14 protein-coding genes and 1 riboswitch are annotated in these 20,225 nt (G+C 40.2%); of the genes, 11 read left to right on the plus strand and 3 right to left on the minus strand.

Features of this window, described 5'->3' with window-relative positions; all coding sequences use genetic code 11:
- Positions 1 to 168 precede the first annotated feature (168 nt).
- The 3 genes from ptsG to ptsP all read left to right on the plus strand — a co-directional run bounded on the left by ptsG (position 169) and on the right by ptsP (position 4,602).
- Complete coding sequence (ptsG, locus tag ACFSGI_RS04625; protein ID WP_204823012.1) at positions 169 to 2,226, plus strand: glucose-specific PTS transporter subunit IIBC; 2,058 nt, start codon at positions 169 to 171, stop codon at positions 2,224 to 2,226.
- A gap of 395 nt (positions 2,227 to 2,621) precedes the next feature.
- The gene (locus tag ACFSGI_RS04630) at positions 2,622 to 2,897 is read left to right on the plus strand and encodes an HPr family phosphocarrier protein (RefSeq protein WP_069329214.1); all 276 of its coding nucleotides are present in this window, start codon (positions 2,622 to 2,624) and stop codon (positions 2,895 to 2,897) included.
- Positions 2,890 to 4,602, plus strand: a complete 1,713-nt coding sequence (ptsP, locus tag ACFSGI_RS04635; RefSeq protein ID WP_204823013.1) for a phosphoenolpyruvate--protein phosphotransferase — start codon at positions 2,890 to 2,892, stop codon at positions 4,600 to 4,602. Before ACFSGI_RS04630 ends, ptsP begins: the two co-directional genes overlap by 8 nt.
- Before the next feature lie 364 nt (positions 4,603 to 4,966).
- On the opposite strand, the gene gcvPB is transcribed toward ptsP, so the two are convergent.
- From gcvPB to gcvT, 3 genes are read right to left on the minus strand one after another with little or no spacing between them, the layout of a single operon-like run.
- Positions 4,967 to 6,475: an aminomethyl-transferring glycine dehydrogenase subunit GcvPB gene (gene gcvPB / locus ACFSGI_RS04640; RefSeq protein WP_204823014.1), complete on the minus strand. Its 1,509-nt coding sequence runs from the start codon at positions 6,473 to 6,475 to the stop codon at positions 4,967 to 4,969.
- Positions 6,472 to 7,827 (minus strand): aminomethyl-transferring glycine dehydrogenase subunit GcvPA, encoded by a 1,356-nt coding sequence (gene gcvPA / locus ACFSGI_RS04645; RefSeq protein WP_204823015.1) that lies wholly within the window; start codon positions 7,825 to 7,827, stop codon positions 6,472 to 6,474. Before gcvPA ends, gcvPB begins: the two co-directional genes overlap by 4 nt.
- A gap of 44 nt (positions 7,828 to 7,871) precedes the next feature.
- Positions 7,872 to 8,990: a glycine cleavage system aminomethyltransferase GcvT gene (gcvT, locus tag ACFSGI_RS04650; protein ID WP_204823016.1), complete on the minus strand. Its 1,119-nt coding sequence runs from the start codon at positions 8,988 to 8,990 to the stop codon at positions 7,872 to 7,874.
- Positions 8,991 to 9,276: 286 nt separating this feature from the next.
- A riboswitch (glycine riboswitch) is annotated at positions 9,277 to 9,374 on the minus strand.
- Positions 9,375 to 9,552: 178 nt separating this feature from the next.
- Between gcvT and gcvH the strand changes: the two genes are divergently transcribed.
- The 8 genes from gcvH (at position 9,553) to ACFSGI_RS04690 (ending at position 20,223) form a co-directional block, all read left to right on the plus strand.
- Positions 9,553 to 9,945, plus strand: a complete 393-nt coding sequence (gcvH, locus tag ACFSGI_RS04655) for a glycine cleavage system protein GcvH (protein WP_204823017.1) — start codon at positions 9,553 to 9,555, stop codon at positions 9,943 to 9,945.
- A gap of 284 nt (positions 9,946 to 10,229) precedes the next feature.
- Positions 10,230 to 12,662, plus strand: a complete 2,433-nt coding sequence (locus ACFSGI_RS04660; RefSeq protein ID WP_204823018.1) for a helix-turn-helix domain-containing protein — start codon at positions 10,230 to 10,232, stop codon at positions 12,660 to 12,662.
- A 232-nt stretch (positions 12,663 to 12,894) separates the two neighbouring features.
- A complete protein-coding gene (locus ACFSGI_RS04665; RefSeq protein ID WP_379283920.1) occupies positions 12,895 to 13,821 on the plus strand; it encodes an ABC transporter permease in 927 nt (308 codons plus the stop codon).
- A gap of 71 nt (positions 13,822 to 13,892) precedes the next feature.
- Positions 13,893 to 14,765 (plus strand): carbohydrate ABC transporter permease, encoded by an 873-nt coding sequence (locus ACFSGI_RS04670; RefSeq protein ID WP_204823020.1) that lies wholly within the window; start codon positions 13,893 to 13,895, stop codon positions 14,763 to 14,765.
- A 555-nt stretch (positions 14,766 to 15,320) separates the two neighbouring features.
- Entirely contained in the window at positions 15,321 to 16,823 is a 1,503-nt protein-coding gene (locus tag ACFSGI_RS04675; RefSeq protein WP_204823021.1) for an extracellular solute-binding protein, read from the plus strand.
- 36 nt (positions 16,824 to 16,859) lie between these two features.
- Positions 16,860 to 18,359, plus strand: coding sequence for an extracellular solute-binding protein (locus ACFSGI_RS04680; RefSeq protein WP_204823022.1), 1,500 nt, complete (start codon positions 16,860 to 16,862; stop codon positions 18,357 to 18,359).
- A 287-nt stretch (positions 18,360 to 18,646) separates the two neighbouring features.
- Entirely contained in the window at positions 18,647 to 19,501 is an 855-nt protein-coding gene (locus ACFSGI_RS04685) for an SDR family oxidoreductase (RefSeq protein WP_204823023.1), read from the plus strand.
- A gap of 149 nt (positions 19,502 to 19,650) precedes the next feature.
- The gene (locus ACFSGI_RS04690) at positions 19,651 to 20,223 is read left to right on the plus strand and encodes a DUF2569 family protein (protein ID WP_204823024.1); all 573 of its coding nucleotides are present in this window, start codon (positions 19,651 to 19,653) and stop codon (positions 20,221 to 20,223) included.
- Positions 20,224 to 20,225: the final 2 nt, after the last annotated feature.

Below are 20,225 nucleotides of genomic sequence, written 5' to 3' on the forward strand. Positions count from 1 at the left end.
AAGTATTTGATGTAAGGCTGTAAGCACACAGGGGTAGTCTATCCTTATGTACCGAGATCCTTATCCTATCAGATGCATTGTTCGCTCGTGCCTTTTTTTGTGGCTTTCCGCCTTAATTTGTTGAAGCAACTATATATTATTTATACTATTCGAGGGGAAGTGGCGGTATTGTTTAGACGTCTGTTTGGCGTTTTGCAAAAAGTAGGTAGAGCATTGATGCTTCCAGTAGCAATCTTGCCGGCAGCAGGTTTATTGCTTGGTTTTGGTAACATGCTTGTTAACCCTGACTTTTTGCAGTATATTCCTGCATTAAATGCACATTGGGTTCAAATTACAGCAACAGTAATGATGAACTCGGGACAAATTGTTTTTGATAACTTATCCTTGCTCTTTGCCGTCGGGGTAGCCGTCGGTCTTGCTGGAGGAGAAGGGGTAGCCGGGCTCGCAGCCATTATCGGTTATCTAATCATGAACGTAACAATGGGTACAGTGATGGGCGTTACAGCCGATATGGTCGGTAAAGGCGACTTCTCAGTAGCTTCTGTACTTGGTATTCCTACCTTACAAACAGGCGTATTCGGCGGTATTATCGTCGGTATTCTAGCTGCATCGATGTACAAACGTTTCTTCCGTATTGAATTGCCTTCATATCTTGGTTTCTTTGCAGGTAAACGTTTTGTACCGATCATGACAGCTATTACTTCTTTGATTTTAGGTTTAATAATGGTTCTTGTATGGCCTCCGATCCAAACATTCTTGAACACTGTTTCTCATAGTATGGTTGAATCGAATCCTACATTAACTGCATTTATTTTCGGTGTGATTGAACGTTCATTGATTCCTTTTGGTCTACATCATATCTTCTACTCACCATTCTGGTATGAGTTCGGAGAGTATGTAAACAAAGCAGGACAATATGTACGTGGTGACCAAAAAATCTTTATGGCGCAACTTCGTGATGGTGTTCCATTTACAGCAGGTACATTTATGACTGGTAAATTCCCGTTCATGATGTTCGGTCTTCCAGCTGCTGCACTTGCGATCTACCATGAATCTAAACCACAACACAAAAAATACGTTGCAGGTATTATGGGTTCCGCAGCATTGACTTCTTTCTTAACAGGTATTACAGAACCTCTTGAGTTCTCATTCTTGTTCGTAGCACCAGTATTGTTCGGTATTCACGCAATCTTCGCTGGTCTTTCTTTCATGACTATGCAAATTCTAGGCGTTAAAATTGGTATGACATTCTCAGGTGGTCTGATTGACTTTATCTTGTTCGGCGTTATTCCTAACCGTACAGCATGGTGGGATGTTATCATCGTCGGTCTAATTCTGGCAGTCATCTACTACTTCGGATTCCGTTTTGCGATTCGCAAGTTCAACTTGAAAACACCAGGTCGCGAAGATACGCCTGCTGGTGATGATAGTGCAGTAAGCAGTGGTGGTAATAGCAAAGATGAATTGCCACATAACATTCTTGAAGCATTTGGTGGACAAGAAAATATTTCAAGTCTAGATGCTTGTATTACTCGTCTACGTATTCAAGTAAAAGAACCTAAAAATGTAAATAAAGATCGTTTGAAATCTTTAGGCGCTTCCGGTGTCCTAGAAGTGGGTAATAATGTGCAGGCGATTTTCGGAACACGTTCTGATACGATCAAATCACAAATGCAAGATATTATTGCAGGACGTACTCCACGCCCAACACCAGTAACAGTAGATTCTGTTCCAGCAGAAGGAACAGCAGAGAATCAAGTGAACATTTTGGCAGAAGAAGTGATTGTAGCTCCTGCTGATGGTGAGTTGATGAATATTAGTGAAGTACCAGATCCTGTATTTTCACAAAAAATGACAGGTGATGGATTCGCTGTATTGCCAACAAACGGAACGATTTGTTCACCGGTTAACGGTAAAGTATTTAACGTATTCCCTAGTAAACATGCGATCGGTATTATGTCTGAAGCCGGTAAAGAAATTCTTGTGCATGTAGGCGTAAATACAGTTAAATTGAAAGGCCAAGGCTTTACAGTATTGGTTGCAGAAGGCGATGATGTAATGGCTGGACAACCAATCCTTGAAGTGGATCTGGAGTATGTAAAAGCAAATGCACCATCGATCATTACTCCGATCATTTTCTCCAACTTACCAGAAGGTGCTACAGTAACGTTGCACAAAACAGGTAATGTAAAAACAGGAGAAGGCAATATCGTTACAATCAAGTAATAGTATTCATTTCGACTTTTGCAATGAATCTCAAAAGAATATAAAATAACAGACTATACGTACTTGTAAGTAGGAGTGCGATAAGATGTAGATGATGTTTGCGATAGCAAGCCTCTGTTCTTATCGCTTTCTGCTTACAAAATGCTTATAGTTTTGTTATTAAGCTGCATTGTAAGCAAGACTTAGAAAATATTTTATTTTTTCTAAAAACACCATGAATTTGCAGGATATTGCTGAATAATGTTAGCGATTGCTGAAAAAAGTCGAAAATAATTGTTTTGAGACGTGCATCATGCTTTATAATGCTGTACAATATAAGGGATGATCTAGTTATTAGTTAGTTATGAATTATTTTTACTATCCTACTATGATGAAGAAAGCGAGTGAATTTTATAATGGAAAAAACATTCAAAATCGTTGACGAAGATGGTATCCACGCACGCCCAGCAACAGCATTGGTAACAGCTGCTAACAAATTTGCTTCTACAGAATCTTTTGCAGAAGCTAAAGGTAAAAAAGTAACTTTGAAATCAATCCTTGGAGTATTGTCTCTAGGTCTTGAGCAAGGTGACGTTATCGTTCTTTCTACACAAGGTGCAGAAGAAGATGCAGCATTGAAAGCTTTGACTGACGTTATGGTGAATGAAGGGCTAGGCGAAATCAATGGCTAATATTTTGGGAATCGCGGCGTCTTCGGGCATCGCCATTGCCAAAGCATTCCGTCTAGAACATCCTGAATACGAGATTACCAAACGCTCGATTAGCGATACAGATGCGGAATTGGCTAAACTTGAGTCGGCTTTGGAAGTTTCCAAAACTGAACTTGAGGCGATCAAAGAACGTACGTTACAAGAAATGGGCGCTAAAAAAGCAGAGATTTTCGAATCGCATTTGTTGATTCTGAATGATCCTGAATTGATTAGCCCTGTAAAAGATAAAATTTCTACAGAAATGGTGAATGCTGAGTTCGCACTGAATGAAGTTGCTGCTCAATTTGTAACCATGTTTGAAAATATGAAGAGCACTTATCTTCAAGAACGCGCTGCGGATATGAGAGATGTAAGCAAACGTGTATTGAATCACTTGATGGGTGTAAACTTCCAAAGTCCAGCAGAGATTCGTGAAGAAGTGGTTATCATTGCAGAAGATTTAACTCCTTCGGATACAGCTCAATTGGATCGTAATTTTGTTAAAGGCTTCACAACAAATATTGGCGGACGTACTTCTCACTCCGCAATTATGGCTCGCTCGCTAGAAATTCCAGCGGTAGTCGGTACTAAAGAAGTTATGGAAGTTATTCAAAATGGGGATATCGTTATCGTTGATGGTCTTGAAGGTAATGTTATTGTTAACCCTGATGAAGCAACTCTTGCTGAGTATCGTGCTAAAGGCGCAGCATATGAAGCTCAAGTTACCGAATGGCGCAAATTGCGTGATGAAGTAACTGTCTCCAAAGATGGTGTACATGTTGAATTGGCTGCTAATATTGGTACGCCAAACGATGTGGCTGGTGTATTGGATAATGGCGGCGAAGGCGTAGGTCTTTACCGTACAGAGTTCTTATACATGGGTCGCGATGAATTGCCTTCTGAAGATGTGCAATTTAACGCGTACAAAACTGTTTTGGAAAAAATGGCAGGTAAACCGGTTGTTGTTCGTACACTAGATATTGGTGGCGATAAAGAACTACCTTACCTTGTTCTTCCAAAAGAAATGAATCCATTCCTTGGATTCCGTGCGATTCGTCTTTGTCTAGATCGTCAAGACATTTTCCGTACTCAATTACGTGCATTGCTTAGAGCAAGTGTATATGGTGACCTACGTATTATGTTCCCGATGATCGCAACATTGATGGAATTCCGCGAAGCAAAAGCAGTATTGGTAGAAGAAAAAGAAAAACTGGTTGCTGAAGGTGTTGCTGTTTCTGACAATATCCAACTTGGCATCATGGTTGAAATTCCTTCTACAGCAGTACTTGCTGACCAATTTGCTAAAGAAGTGGACTTCTTCAGTATCGGTACGAACGATTTGATCCAATACACAATGGCAGCAGATCGTATGAACGAACGGGTATCTTACCTGTATCAACCATACAATCCTTCTATCTTGCGTTTGGTTAAAATGGTTATCGATGCAGCTCATAAAGAAGGTAAATGGACAGGCATGTGTGGTGAGATGGCTGGCGACGCGACAGCAATTCCATTGCTACTTGGTCTAGGTCTGGATGAGTTCAGTATGAGCGCAAGCTCTATTCTTCCAGCACGTAGCCAACTAGCTAAATTGTCTAAAGCAGACATGCAAGAATTAGCTGCTAAAGCTTTGGATATGCAAACAGCAGAGCAAGTGGTTGAACTGGTACAAGCAATCCACGCTTAATATTTTCTTCCGTTACGTGCTAGGCATCATAAGCACTAATAAGTTTTCCCAACATTTACTTTTAGCTGATTTCTCTTTATGGAGAAATCAGCTTTTTTTATGACTATAGAATAGATTTTATTGCTGTAGATTTATAGATATAGCATACGTTCTACTGTTGTAAAATGAGTTGAAGTTCTTTGAGAATAAAGAGGATGCAATAGATAGATCAAAAAAAGACTCTGCTATCATCAGCAAAGTCTTTTTTTTTGATTGAGATATTTGGCTATGCTCATGTACATAAATCGAACTGAAAGTGTACATGGAAATGAAGAATATTTATAAGTTGATCATTTTAGCGTAAAATAAAAAATTTATTTAAGCTTTAGTTACAAGCGCAGTTCAAAACTGGTTTACGAGCAGCAGTGGTTTCATCCAAGCGTCTTACTGCTGTACCATACGGTGCATTGAGTAGCAATTCAGGATTATCTTTCGCTTCGCCAGCGATCTGAATCATGGTATCAATAAAAGCATCGAGTGTTTCTTTGCTTTCTGTCTCGGTAGGTTCGATCATAATACATTCTTCTACATTCAGCGGGAAGTAAACGGTAGGTGGATGGTACCCGAAATCAAGTAATCGTTTGGCAACATCCAGTGTACGAATACCGTACTGTTTGAGCCCTTTACCAGACATTACAAACTCATGCTTACATACGCTTGTATAAGGCATTTCATAATGATCTTTGAGACGGTGCATCATATAGTTGGCATTCAGTACAGCACATTCAGATACTCGGCGTAGACCTTCTGGGCCATAGCTACGAATATACGTATAAGCACGCACTAGAATACCAAAGTTACCATAGTATGCTTTGACGCGACCGATCGAATCAGGCGAACCGCTACGAAGAGTAAATGTACCATCTTCTAATTTTTCGACAACTGGTTCAGGTAGGAAAGGAAGCAATCTGCTTTTCACACCGACAGGACCTGCACCCGGGCCACCGCCACCATGCGGTGTACTCATTGTTTTGTGTAAGTTCAAATGCACCACATCAAAGCCCATATCACCTGGACGGGTAATGCCCATAATTGCATTGGAGTTCGCACCATCATAATAGAGCAATCCGCCTGCTTCATGGACGATTTGTGCGACTTCACTGATTTGCTTTTCAAAAAGACCCAGTGTATTTGGGTTGGTTAACATCAGAGCAGCCGTATCTGATCCAACAGCAGCACGAAGTGCATCAAGATCCACTAGCCCTTCTGGTGTCGAAGGAATCGTAATCGTCTGGAATCCAGCAACGGTAGCACTCGCAGGATTGGTACCATGAGAAGAATCGGGTACGATCACTTTAGTACGATGCTCGCCACGTTTTTCATGATACGCACGAATCATCATTAGACCTGTCCATTCACCATGCGCACCAGCAGCAGGTTGCAAAGTCACAGCATCCATACCTGTTAGAGCAGCAAGGTCTTTTTGCAAAGTATGCATCAATTCCAGTGCACCTTGAATACTTTGCTCTGGTTGATACGGATGAATTTTCGCAAATCCAGCATAACGAGCTACATCTTCGTTCACTTTAGGATTGTATTTCATTGTACAAGAACCGAGTGGATAGAAGCCATTATCAACACCAAAGTTACGACGGGACAATTCGGTATAATGACGAATCACATCGACTTCATATACTTCTGGTAAAGCAGGCTCTTCTTGACGAAGCATTTCCTGCGGAATCAATTGAGATACATCGATACGAGGAACATCACAATCCGGTAAAGAATAACCAACTCGACCCGGTTGACTTAGTTCAAAAATCAAAGCTTTTTCAGTAACAACAGCACCTTGTACAGAAGTAACGGTCTCATGGACTACAGTTTCGTTTGTCATAGGATTGCCTCCAGTTCAGTTGCCAATAGATCTATCTCGGCTTTGGTACGCTTCTCTGTGACTGCGAATAAGATATGACCGGACAATTCAGGGTAAGACAAGCTTAGATCATAACCACCAATCATTCCTTTTGCTAACAATTGAGTATTGATATCAGCGACCGAAGTTCCTTCTGGTAACGCAAGCACGAACTCATTGAAAAAAGGAGATTGGAACGCTAATTTGACATTAGGGATAGAAGATAATGTGTTAGCAGCATAATGCGCTTTTTGCAAATTGAGATCAGCTACATCTACCATACCTTGTCTACCCATCACAGATAGATATACCGATGCGCATAGAGCAAGTAATGCTTGGTTAGAACAAATATTAGAAGTCGCTTTATCACGACGGATATGTTGTTCACGAGTCTGCAATGTCAACACAAAACCACGTTTACCATCGATATCTTTGGTCTGTCCAACAATTCGTCCCGGCATACGGCGCATTAAAGGTTGAGCAACAGCGAAAAATCCACAAGTAGGCCCTCCTAGTGACATAGAGATTCCAAGTGGCTGTGCATCACCAACAACGATATCTGCTCCAAGTTTACCAGGAGATTCGAGTAATCCTAGTGAGATCGGATTCGTACTAACGACCAGCAAAGCACCTTTGGCATGTGCTAGATCAGCCGCTGCTTGAATCGCTTCAATACCACCAAAAAAGTTAGGAGATTGGACAAGTACTACAGCCGTCTGTTCGTCTATCGCTTCAGCAAGAACTTGAATATCGGTAACTCCATCTCCATAAGGAACTTCAACCACATCCAGATTCAATCCACGAGCGTAACTGCGTACCACTCCGCGGGACTCGGGATGAATAGTTGAAAGAGCAATAATTTTTTTGCGTCCTGTAGCAGATGCTGCAAGAGAAGCCGCTTCAGCGAGTGCAGTTGCACCATCATACATACTTGCATTAGCAACCGCCATACCTGTTAATTCACAGATATAAGATTGAAATTCAAAAATCGCTTGTAATTCACCTTGACTGATCTCCGGTTGGTATGGAGTATAGGCTGTATAAAATTCAGAGCGTGAAATCACATGATTGATCACAGAAGGTAAATGATGGTCGTATAAGCCTGCACCCAGAAAGCTAGTATAACGATCTGTATCTGCATTTTGACCAGCAAGACCGGACATATGACGGGTAAGTGTATATTCATCCAGCATTTCAGACATAGGCATCGTGCCTTGATAACGAAGAGATGCCGGAATATCTGTAAATAAATCCTCTATCGAAGAAGCACCCACAACTTCTAACATTTCAGCTTCATTCTGTGGGGTCATAGGAATATAACGATGCGATTTCATAAAGGTAGACTCCTTTGGGGCAACATATCCGTTGCCTTGTGATTTTATTTAGTGACAGCAGACGCTCGTTTGTAGAAAGGAGCTTTGACCACTTCAGCTTTGAGCATTTTACCGCGAATCTCAAGTTCTATTGGTGTTCCTAGATCAGTGCTGTCAGCTTCAATTAAAGCAAGTCCAAGATTACGCTTGAGTGTAGGGGATTGAGTTCCTGTAGTGACTTCGCCGATTTGGCGTCCATCTCGATAGACCGGATAGTGAGGACGAGGAATACCCCGATCGATCATTTCGACTCCGACTAATTTACGAGATAACCCTTTTTCTTTTTGCGCGACTAATGCATCTTTACCTGTAAAATCATCTTTGTTGAGCTTCACAAAATAACCAAGTCCAGCTTCCAGTGGCGAAATATCGGCGGATAGCTCTTGACCGTAAAGTGGCAGACGAGCTTCAAAACGAAGCGTATCACGCGCACCTAATCCACAAGGTATCAAGCCAAGTGGTTCTCCAACTTGTAGCAGTTGTTCCCAGATCACCGGAGCGTCGGTAGCAGATACATACAGTTCATAGCCATCTTCACCGGTATAGCCTGTACGTGAGATGAGAGCATGAACGCCGAAGATTTCAGCTTTATCGATAAAAGAAAATCCGGCTAGTTCAGCATAACGATCACTTTGCGTAGCCGCTTGCAAAATAGCAACTGCTTGAGGCCCTTGTAAAGCAATTAGTGCTGTTTGTTCTGAAATATTTTCAAGAGTGACTTGAGCAGGCAAAGACTGCTTCATCCAATCGATATCTTTATCAATATTCGAAGCATTGATCACCAGCATATAATGTTCTTCGCCCAGACGGTATACCAGTAGATCATCGACTACACCGCCTGTTGGGTAACACATTAATGTGTATTGAGCTTGTCCATCTTGCAGACGAGAAGCATCGTTAGTTAATAATTGCTGCAAATAAGCGAGTGAACCTTCACCTGAAATGATCACTTCACCCATATGAGAAACATCGAATAATCCTGCTTGTTCACGTACAGCTTCATGTTCTTTTTGAATTCCTGAAAATTGAACAGGCAATTCCCAACCGCCAAAATCGATACAACGTGGAGAACCGGATTGAGCATAAAGAGCAAAAATCGGCGTGCGCTTCAGTTCTGTTGTCATGATCGTCACCTCATCAAATTAGTATTGTGGCGAAAAATCGCATATATCATTTGTTTGTAAAAAAAGAATAAAATCATTCGAAAAAGCTCAACAAAAAAAGACAGAGAGAAAAGGAAATAAGCAGGTACTATACCTGAACTATTTCTTTTTCTCCCTGTCCTTGATACCTGAGAGTTACCTTGCACTTCTAGTCATACTGAGAAGCCACAAGTTTCCCCTTGGGTGATTGGTCGTAATTATTCGGATATCGTCGGTGACCGAATAACGCCAATTCTCTCCAGAGCTGCGTCCGGTACAGGTCCCTTTTACCTGAGAGATTCACCATCACTGGCTTACTCCTTCGGCGCTGTCATCATTCTGAACAGTCTCTCCCTGTACTTTCATTCGCTACATATGATGTTATGTATTTCCGAACATTAAGTATTGAAACAGTGATGAATGTATGTATATTATATTAATACTTGATTCAAAAAGCAATGTCAAGAGTATTGACAGTATAATCTGCCTTGCTATACGCTTGTGTGCATGAAGACATCACAACCATGAACCGGAGGAATGAACAATGAGTGAGATTAAAGATCAATTACTGTACAGTGCAGAACATGAATGGGTAGAACGCATCAGTGATGATACCGTCCGTATCGGTATTACTGATTTTGCTCAACATCAGCTAGGAGATATCGTGTTTGTTGAATTGCCACAAGCAGGTGCAGAAGTTGCTTCTGAAGCTGTAATTGGTACGATTGAATCGGTTAAAACTGTATCTGATCTTTTTAGCCCGGTGACAGGTACAATCACTAATTTCAATCCTGAATTAGAAACAGAACCTGAACTGGTCAACTCTGATCCTTACGGACGTGGCTGGATGGTAGAAGTAAAAGTTAGCGGTGATCTAGATACTGCATTATCAAGCCTTTTGAGTGCAGAAGCTTATGCTGAACATGCACAAGACTAAGTTGTAAAAAAGTGAATATATACAAAATAAGTAGATAATATCTAGTTATTTGTATTGTAACAAGATTAAGACTGAAAGCCTAGCAGGTGATCAGTCTTTTTTGGTATTCATTTTTAGTATGTATTGATGTTTTATAATTTTAGGTTGGAGGAATCTGGATAATACGATAGAATGATTAAATAAAGCAAAAATAGAATTTTTTTACATAGAGCGAATGATATAAATTTCATGTGATATGAACACTACACTTATGTTATTGATGACTACATCTGGAGGGGAGATTGTTGTCTAAATATCTATATCGTTTATTTTTGATTATGGTGATATTGGGATCACTGCCTGTACTGGTCATCGGAATATTTTCGTATACATTAGCAGCCGGCGATGTAGAGCAAAAAGTACAGGATGGTAATGCACAATTGTTGAATGAGACTCAATTACGTGTAGATCAGGTACTCAAAACATTACAGTTATCGGCTGTTCAATATGTCAATTCTTCATTGGTAACCGAAACGATGAAACAGCCTTTACAATCAGGAGACTTTGAAAAGATACGAAATTTAACAACAGGATTCAACAATTTGCAAACGATTACATCGCTGGACCAGATGCGATTAATTAATTTTGAACACAATTGGGTAGTATCAGGAACATCATTTAGTCAAGTGTCTGATGCCGAAGATCAAGCAGTACTTCGATCATATCGGCATAATCGAAATAGTATGTTCTGGGTAACAGATACATCTATCGCTAATAACGGATATACGTCAAATATAGATATGATGACTGAAAATGAATTAACGGCTACATCTTCCGCCAAGAAAACAAAAGTAGTCAGTATGGTGTTCAAAATTCCATTATTACCTTCAACCGGTGAGCCGCGTGGGTTGTTAGTATTAGATATTGCCAATGATGAGATCGATAACTGGGTCACCAGCAGTACACGTCTTGGACAAATCTATGTGTTTGATCAATATCAACAAGAATTTCTAGATAGTGGTCAGAATACACAGTATCCAGGCTTACAAAATGAAGTATTTAATCATGTTCATCAAGGGCAACGTCAAGGATTTTTTAACTGGAAAAGTGAAGGTAAAGAAGTAGGCGTGACTTATTCTTCTTCCACATTAAACGGGTGGGTATACGTATCTGTTGTATCTATAGGACAGATTACGTCCCAGACAAGAAAAATAGCGATTTTGACAATTAGTGTCTGTGTAGCGATGTTATTGTTAACCGCTTTGTTGGCTTTTCTTAGCAGTCGTCGTATGTATTCCCCTGTCTCCAAATTGATGCAATTGTTAGGAGCGGGAGAGTCAGCAGATTATACAACAGGGCTGAAAGCAGAACAACCGTCTACAATCACCGGATATTTACGTGTTCTATTAGGCAAAAGCAAATCAGCAACTGGATATGATAAAAAGTCTGTGAAGCGGCGAGACGAATTTGCTTATATTGGTGAACAGGTTGAACGCATGCGCTTAACAGGAAAAGAGCTAGAAGAGCAGATTCGAGAGCAAATCCCGCAGTTACGTGAATTATCTGTTATTAAGCTGATTAGCGGGCAGATTCCAGCTAGTGAATTTGAACGTCGTCGCCAAATCTATGGATTTCCTCAACCTGTACATTCTATGGCGGTATTGGTGCTACAGATCGATACCGTGCAAGGAACACGTTATGAAGAAACCGACCGGGAACTGCTTTTATTTGCGATTAATAATATGGTGTCTGAATTAATTTCTGTAGAGCATCGATTTAGCCCTGTATTGATAGAGCAATCGCAAGTCAGTATTCTGGTAGAACCTGTAGACAATGAAGATGCAACTTCATGGTATCATGCTCAGGCAGAGCGGGTGCGTACTCAGATTCAAGATTATTTGACATTATCGGTTAGTATCGGGATCAGTCGTCCTTTTGAACATTATCAAGGCGCTCCTGATGCGTATGGAGAAGGATTAGAAGCGCTCAAGCAACGAATGAGTCTGGGGAACAAATTAATTATCCATTTTGAAGATATCGATCATAGTACAGCTATGGAAGTGGCAGTATATACTCAGCTCAAGCAGTTAGAAGATCGTGTGATTCAATCGCTCCAAAATGGAGATTACGAGCAGACGCCTCTTTATTTTGATGAGTATATTCGTCATGTGATGGACAAAGAAATTCATTTTCGCGATTATCCGGTGTTACTGACTCAATTAGCGGCTCGTGTCTATGAGATTGTGCAACAAAAAGGTGGAACCGTAAATAGTGTGTTAGGCAAAAAAGCATCGTTGCATAAATTGCTTGAGTTACAGACAGTAGAAGAAATTAGGCAGTGGTTTACACAATCGTTATTTGAGCCGTTACAGCAGTTTTTGCAAAATCAGGCAGAATCACAGTATATGAATATCGCTGATCAGATGATCCAGATGATTCAACAACGATACGAGCAAGATTTGTCATTAGAAATGTGTGCAGAACAGCTTAATTTTCATCCGGTGTATTTGAGTCGTGTATTTAAAAAAGAAACAGGAATTAAGTTCAGTGATTATGTAGCAGAATATCGAATGAATCAAGCGAAAAAATGGTTAGAAACGACTGACTGGCGAATCGCTGATATTGCAGAAAAATTAAGCTATAGCAACACGACAGCATTTATTCGTATTTTCCGCAAAATCGTAGGTACTACTCCTGGAAAATATCGCGAAGAACATCGCAGTCGAAAGTTAATATAAGACTATTGTAGTTGAATCTAGCATATATAGAGGTTGAAAAAAGGTTATTTCACACATGAAAAAAGAAGCTAAAACCCTGATATAGAAAGGAATAGCTTCTTTTTTTACATATAAAGCTAAAATTGGATGATAGCCTGTTATCCTTCTGGAAGCGACAATAAGTCTATACAAATGTTAACGCTTTCAAGGAGGGTGAAGGATGGAAGCTAAATCAGTCAAATCATCTACACGTATGCGTACAAAAGAACGTCAGGCGAATATGTCATGGAGGGAATTTTACAAAAATCGTTGGTTATACATTATGTTATTACCCGGGATTATCTATTTTGTCGTATTCAAATATGTACCGATGTACGGCATTGTGATGGCATTTCAAGATTATGTTCCATACCGGGGCATCTGGGAAAGTAACTGGGTAGGATTCAAGCATTTTGAACGCTTTTTTAGTGAACCGCAATTTTGGATGTTATTTCGCAATACGCTGATTCTGGCGGTATACAATATTATCTTCTTTTTCCCTTTACCTATTATTGTATCGTTAATGCTCAATGAAGTGGTGACGGAACGATTTAAACGGTTTGTTCAAACGTTAATCTATGTACCGCATTTTGTCTCATGGGTAGTTGTTGTCGGTGTATTTTATATGATTTTTACTACAGAAGGCGGAATTTTAAACGAACTGATTTTTGCAATTACCGGTCAAAAAATAGCGTTTCTACTTGAACCCGGTTGGTTCCGTACGATGATTATTTCGCAATCGATCTGGAAAGAAGTCGGTTGGGGAACAATTATTTTTCTAGCGGCTTTGTCAGGTGTAGATACTCAATTGTATGAAGCTGCACGTATGGACGGAGCAAGTCGTTGGAGACAATTATGGCATATTACTTTACCGGCTATCCGTAGTACGATCATCATTTTACTTATTTTACGTCTGGGTACTTTTTTGGATACTGGATTTGAACAGATTTTCTTAATGCTGACTTCCACGAATCGTGATGTGGGTGAAGTGTTTGATACGTACGTGTACGTCAAAGGAATGACGCAAGCACAGTATAGCTATAGTGCTGCTGTTGGATTGTTCAAATCAGTGATTGGCTTGCTGTTAGTTGTCGGAGCGAATCAATTAGCCAAAAAATGCGGAGAAGAAGGTATCTATTAATCTGCATCTATACTTTTAGAAACGATTGGCTAGATATCCAAGTTACTTATCGTCCGAAAGGAGACAACATCATGAAACAAGATCGTACATTAGGGAATCGGCTGTTTGATTATACCAATCATACTTTGTTGTTATTGTTAGGGATTGTAACGGTATTGCCTTTTATCTATATCACTGCTGTATCATTTACCAGTCCGGCAGAAGTCGCTAAAGGAGGATTTATTCTTTTTCCGAAAGAATTCTCGCTGGCTGCGTATCGCTATATTTTCTCAACATCTACACTACTGAATAGCTTATGGGTATCGATCTATATTACAGTGGTCGGTACATTGATCAATTTACTGCTTACCACATTGATGGCGTACCCGTTATCACGTCCTTATTTGCGAGGTCGAAAATACATTATGCTCGGTGTACTGTTCACCATGTTATTCAGTGGTGGGATGATTCCAACGTATTTTGTCGTCAATTCTCTTCATTTGACGGATACCCTATGGTCGTTAATGATTCCAGGCGCGATTAGTGCATTTAACTTGATCGTACTCAAAAACTTTTTCCAACAGATTCCTGACGGACTGGAAGATGCCGCCAAAATCGATGGATGTAACGACGTGTCTATCCTTTTCCGTATCGTTCTACCATTGTCGCTACCAGCAATGGCGACATTCGCACTGTTCTACTCGGTAGCCCACTGGAATAGCTTCTTCAGCGCTATTCTATACATCAACGATAGCGACAAATGGCCTGTACAAGTGTGGCTACGCGAAATCGTTATTTTAGCTCAAAGCCGAATCGGAGACACCAGTATCGAAGAAGCCGATATCCAACCACTCACCATCCGAATGGCAGTTATCGTATTCTCTACATTACCAATCTTAATGGTCTACCCATTCCTACAAAAACACTTTGCCAAAGGCGCACTTCTAGGCTCAGTCAAAGGCTAAATCCTTAATAACACCTATGTAAGCTTAAAATACTTATTTGAGATGATTTAAATAACTTAAATAAGATAAGTAGTTAATAAAGTCACCATCATCTAAACCGAATCCAATAACCAAACCCTAAACACAACCTATTTCTATCCATAATCATCACGTACACCAAAACAAGAATAAAACACCTAAAAGATCAGAATCAACTCTAACAACACCTGAACTACCAATACTCAACACAAACAATTTCAACTCAATCCAAATTTCAAAATCTCAAATCTTTACATCCTAAAATCCCTAAATTCTCTAAATTCTCTAAATTCTCTAAATTCTCTAAATTCCCTAAATTCTCTAAGTCAATTCTTTAAAATCTTTATGTTTTACATCTTTTCTGCCACTACCCACCCAATGTGCTAGGCGGAGGGGAAGAGGGATTCTGGAAGTCGCCTTTAAGACTCGGATATCGACCGCTTGCGGTCATTTCAAGATATCCGATCTTACCAGCGACTGAAAGAACCCTCTTCCCCGAAGCCCTCCACACCCCCTCTCAACGAAAGGAGATTATTTATGAAAAAGCAAACAGCAGCTTTAATGTGTCTTGTGTTAGCGACATCTACCGTACTTAGTGCATGTGGAAGCAAAGGATCTCAAGGAGCATCAGTCGATAATACGATCACAATGGCGATTTCTCAAGTAGGCGATATTCCTTCTGCCGGTAATCCTATTCAAACGCAAATTGAAAAATATACTGGTAAAAAGTTAGACGTGCAATGGATACCGAACTCGGCATATGATGACAAAATCAACGTCATGATCGCTTCAGGAGATATGCCGGAGATTTTGAAAGTGAATTATACACCTGCTGTGACCAATGCGATGCGTAACGATGTGTTCTGGGAAGTCGGCCCGTATCTCAAAGATTATCCTAACTTAGCCGCTCAAGCAGATGTATTTTACGATAATGTCAAAGTCGATGGCAAAATCTATGGTGTACCTCGCTTTTCCGATATTGCACGTGCGACATTGATTTACCGCTCGGATTGGTTTAAAAAGCTCAAGTTAGATCTACCGAAAAGTACAGAAGACTGGTACAACGATGTGAAAGCGTTAACATTAAATGATCCCGATGGAAATGGTAAAAAAGATACGTATGGCATGATGTTATTCAAAAAATACAACGAAGGCGAATATTCTTTTACAACACGTCTGGCTGTTAGTCTGGGTGCACCGAATAAATGGAAAGTCGAAGAAGATGGTTCGTTTACACCTGAATTTATGACCCCCGAATATAAAGGTGTAATGGATTTACTCAAACGTCTATATGATGAGCAATTGATCAATCAAGATTTTGCAGTATTTGATTCTACAGAAGCTGATAAGAAATTCGATTCTGGTCTAACCGGTATGAAGATCGCTGTTGCCCAAACTGCCAAAAGTCAGCTTGAACGTTTACAAGAAAATGTACCCGATGCCGAGGTCGATCTTGCCAAATTAGAAGGCCCGGACGGTTATCGTGTTCCAGCTCAATCCGGTAATGCAGGTATTCTTGTATTTCCCAAAGTCTCTGTACCTACAGAAGCTGATCTCAAAGCGCTGTTGTCTTTTTTGGATAAATTAATGGACCCTGAAATGTCTACTTTGTTATTACGCGGAGTCGATGGCAAGCATTATAAGAAGTTAGAAGATGGACGGGTAGAAATGACTGATTTTGCTGCTTTTCAACGTGAAGTGAAGCCATATCGTGATAATCTGCCATTGGTCGAAGGCTATAACGTGCCTGCGCAAAAAGATACCAAGATTGGCGAAAAAGGAGTAGCGATGGCGAAGGAGATTACGCAGTATGCTATTCCGAATCCAGCACTTACTTTGTATTCACCGACCTATGAAGAACGTGGTGGTGATCTGGATCAAATGATTAACGATGCACAAACCAAGTATATTATGGGCAAAATCGACGAAAATGGCTGGCAACAACAAGTTGAACTATGGAAAACATCTGGCGGTGACAAAGTGATGCAAGAATACGCAACCTCGTACAAAGAACAGCAACAACAAAAACAAAGCAAATAACCATGTTCGTACTATAATGTCCGGGAGGAAATAACAATGAAATTGGTAGTTAAACAAAGTGCATGTTGGACACTTGCTACTGTATTGGCTTTGGGATTAACAGGTTGTGGCAATAGCGATTCAGGAGCGGCAACAGCGGATTCTTCGACAGTACGTATTTCACTGATGCAAGTCGGTGATATTCCCAAAACTGGAAATGATGTAGAAACAGGACTGGAAAAACATATCGGTAAAGATCTGGATATTCAATGGATTCCAAGCTCTGCTTTTAACGATAAAGTCAATGTTATGATCGCTTCAGGCAACTTGCCTCATATTATGCGTCTAAATTATATTCCAACTACTGTAGGTGCAATTCGTTCAGATCAATTTTGGGAGATCGGCCCTTATCTCAAAGACTATCCCAATCTAGCTGCTCAAGACCCGGAGTATTACAGCAATATCACTGTCGATGGTAAATTGTATGGAGTCCCGAATTTCCGCGATATCGGACGGGCGGCTATCGTGTATCGTAAAGACTGGTTTGATACATTGAAATTAGGTGTCCCGAAAAGTATAGAAGATTGGTACAACACCGCCAAAGCGATAGCGACTAAAGATCCTGACGGTAATGGCAAAAACGATACGTACGCTTTTCCATTATTCAAAACATATACTGAAGGTTCTCAAGCTCCTTTGACCCGTATAGCTGTAAGTCTGGGTGGAGTGAATCGCTGGGGAGTAGATGATACTGGCAAATTCACGCCTGAATTTATTACACCGCAATATACTGAAGTGTTACAAATGATGCATCGTCTGTATGCTGAAAAATTAATCAATGCTGATTTCCCTTCACTGGATTCTACAGAAGCAGATAAAATGATGGCATCCGGTAGAATCGGTATGAAACTAAACGGCGTAGCCACCAATGGAAAAAGTACACAGCAATTGCTAACTGCTGCGGTACCGGATGGAGTGGTGGATATTTCTCCATTTGTAGGGCCGGAAGGGATTCGGATAGCAGGTGAACCGGGTAACTTTGGTTTTCTCGCTTTCCCCAAAGCGACAGTACAAGATGAAGCGCAACTTAAAGATTTACTAGGTACACTTGATAAACTGATGGATGAACCAACAAGTACATTGCAATTACGAGGAATCGAAGGCAAGCATTACAAAAAAACAGCAGACGGCAAAACAGAATTTATCGATTTCGATGGATACCAACGAGATGTGAAGCCGTATCGTGATAATTTGCTCAATATCGAAGGCTATCATGTGCCTGAATTGGTTGATACTGAACTTGGTACCAAAGGTGTAAAATTATCAAAAGACGACCGGAAATATGCGGTATCCAATCCAGCGTATAATCTGGTATCTGATATCTATACAGAGCGCGGTCAAGAGCTGGATCAGATGATTAGCGATGCACAGACCAAATACATTATGGGTGAATTAGATGATGCTGGCTGGCAACAAGCGATTACAAGCTGGCGAACTGCGGGTGGCGATCAATTGATCAAAGAATACGAAGAAGCGTATGCCAAATTAAAGCAGTAAATCACTTATTGTATCTCTACGCAAATAGTCAGAGGTCATTACATCGTCAGCGAGAATATTCGATACAATCGATACGAAAAAGTTACTAAAAAATAGGTACGTCAAAACTGTGATTACTTTGTTTCTATTCTTATTACCTAGAGTAGAACATGAAGTATAATCACAGTTTTTTAATGTAGTATCATGATCATCCAGTAATTATTGTATTCTGTTACCGATCAGTAGATGCGTAGAAATAGATGTACTGGTTTATTAACAAGAAAAGAATGACTTACAGGAGGAACATCATGAATACAAAACGTGTATTGATTACAGGTGCCAATTCCGGTATGGGACTTGCTTCAACAATAGAATTAGCCAAGCGTGGATATGAAGTCATTATGGGTTGTCGCAACGAAGAACGCGGGCAAAAAGCATTACAAGAAGCACGTGACAAAAGCGGTTCTGATCAGATCAGTCTGATGAAATGTGATCTGGGATCACTACAGCATATTCGAGAGTTTGCCGAACAATTCAACCAAAAATATGATCGCTTAGATGTGCTACTTAACAATGCCGGTGTCGTTAATTTGAAGCGTCATGAAACAGCAGATGGATTTGAAATGAGTATCGGTGTTAATCATCTCGGTCATTTTTTGCTTACTCATTTGCTGTTAGATGCACTCAAATCTTCACCGCAAGGACGAATCGTTGTTGTGAGTTCTGGTGCGTATAAAATCGGTAAAATTCATTGGGATGATCCTTATTTGCACAACGGATATACAGTCATTAAATCCTATGCTCAATCCAAAATCGCTAATATCTTTTTTACACGTGTGATGGCTGACAAGTTAAAAGATACAAATATAACGATCAATTGCCTGCATCCTGGAGCTGTAGCTACGAATATTGGAGTAGATCGAGATACTGGATTTGGAAAACGTATTCTAGCCGGAGTAGCATATCTCCCTTTTTTCCAGACACCCGAGCAAGGCGCCGAAACGGCTATTTTCCTTGCAGATGATTCTTCGGTTGCTCAATCTTCAGGATTGTATTATTATCGCAAAAAGATCCATAAGCTCAAGCCCAAAGCACTGGATGATGCAGAAGCTCTTCGTTTCTGGGAATGGAGTCAAGAACAGGTGGGCTTACAAGAGCAATAAGAAAGTAATTTCGGTCACACACAATATGGAGTCTAATCGTTCTAATCTGTTATGCGATTTGTCTTACATGATCTATCATCTACTGGTACAATAGAATCATCTGATATCTGTTATAATCAGAACAAAAAAAGAAAGGATGATGATACCGAATGAGTAACGAATATCCGCCGAATCCTAATGACGTTCAGCAGAATCCGTATCAAGCTCCACCTCAACAGCAATATGGAGGAATGCCACCATACCCGCCGTATATGCAACCACCTTTGCAAGGATTAGGCGGCTGGTTAGCTTGTTTTCAAGTGTATATGTATTATGTACTTATTGCTTTGATATTTACTATTCCTAGTTACATATTTTTAATCTGGATGTACAAGAATCCAGGGCAGTTTGATGCGGTAGTACCTGGTATGACTAATAGTGTATTTTCTGTTTATGGCAACAACTTTATGTTGGTGATGATTATGGGAATTGTCTTTTCCATTATTTCGTTTCTGTGGATGATTACTAATCTAGTGTTCTTTTACAAACGCAAAAAATTCTTGCCACGTGTTATGATTGCATACTGCTTATTCCAAATCGCTGTAGGCGTTGTGACAATGTTATTGATTCCTAAAATAGGAATATTTCCGACAATAGGTAATATTTTTAGTATTGCTACGCTGGTTGCTTGGATTTTCTACTTTATGCGTTCTGTACGTGTCAAAAACACATTTGTTCGTTAATC

It is taken from the genome of Paenibacillus nicotianae (genome assembly GCF_042681745.1).
Lineage (GTDB): Bacteria > Bacillota > Bacilli > Paenibacillales > Paenibacillaceae > Saccharibacillus > Saccharibacillus nicotianae.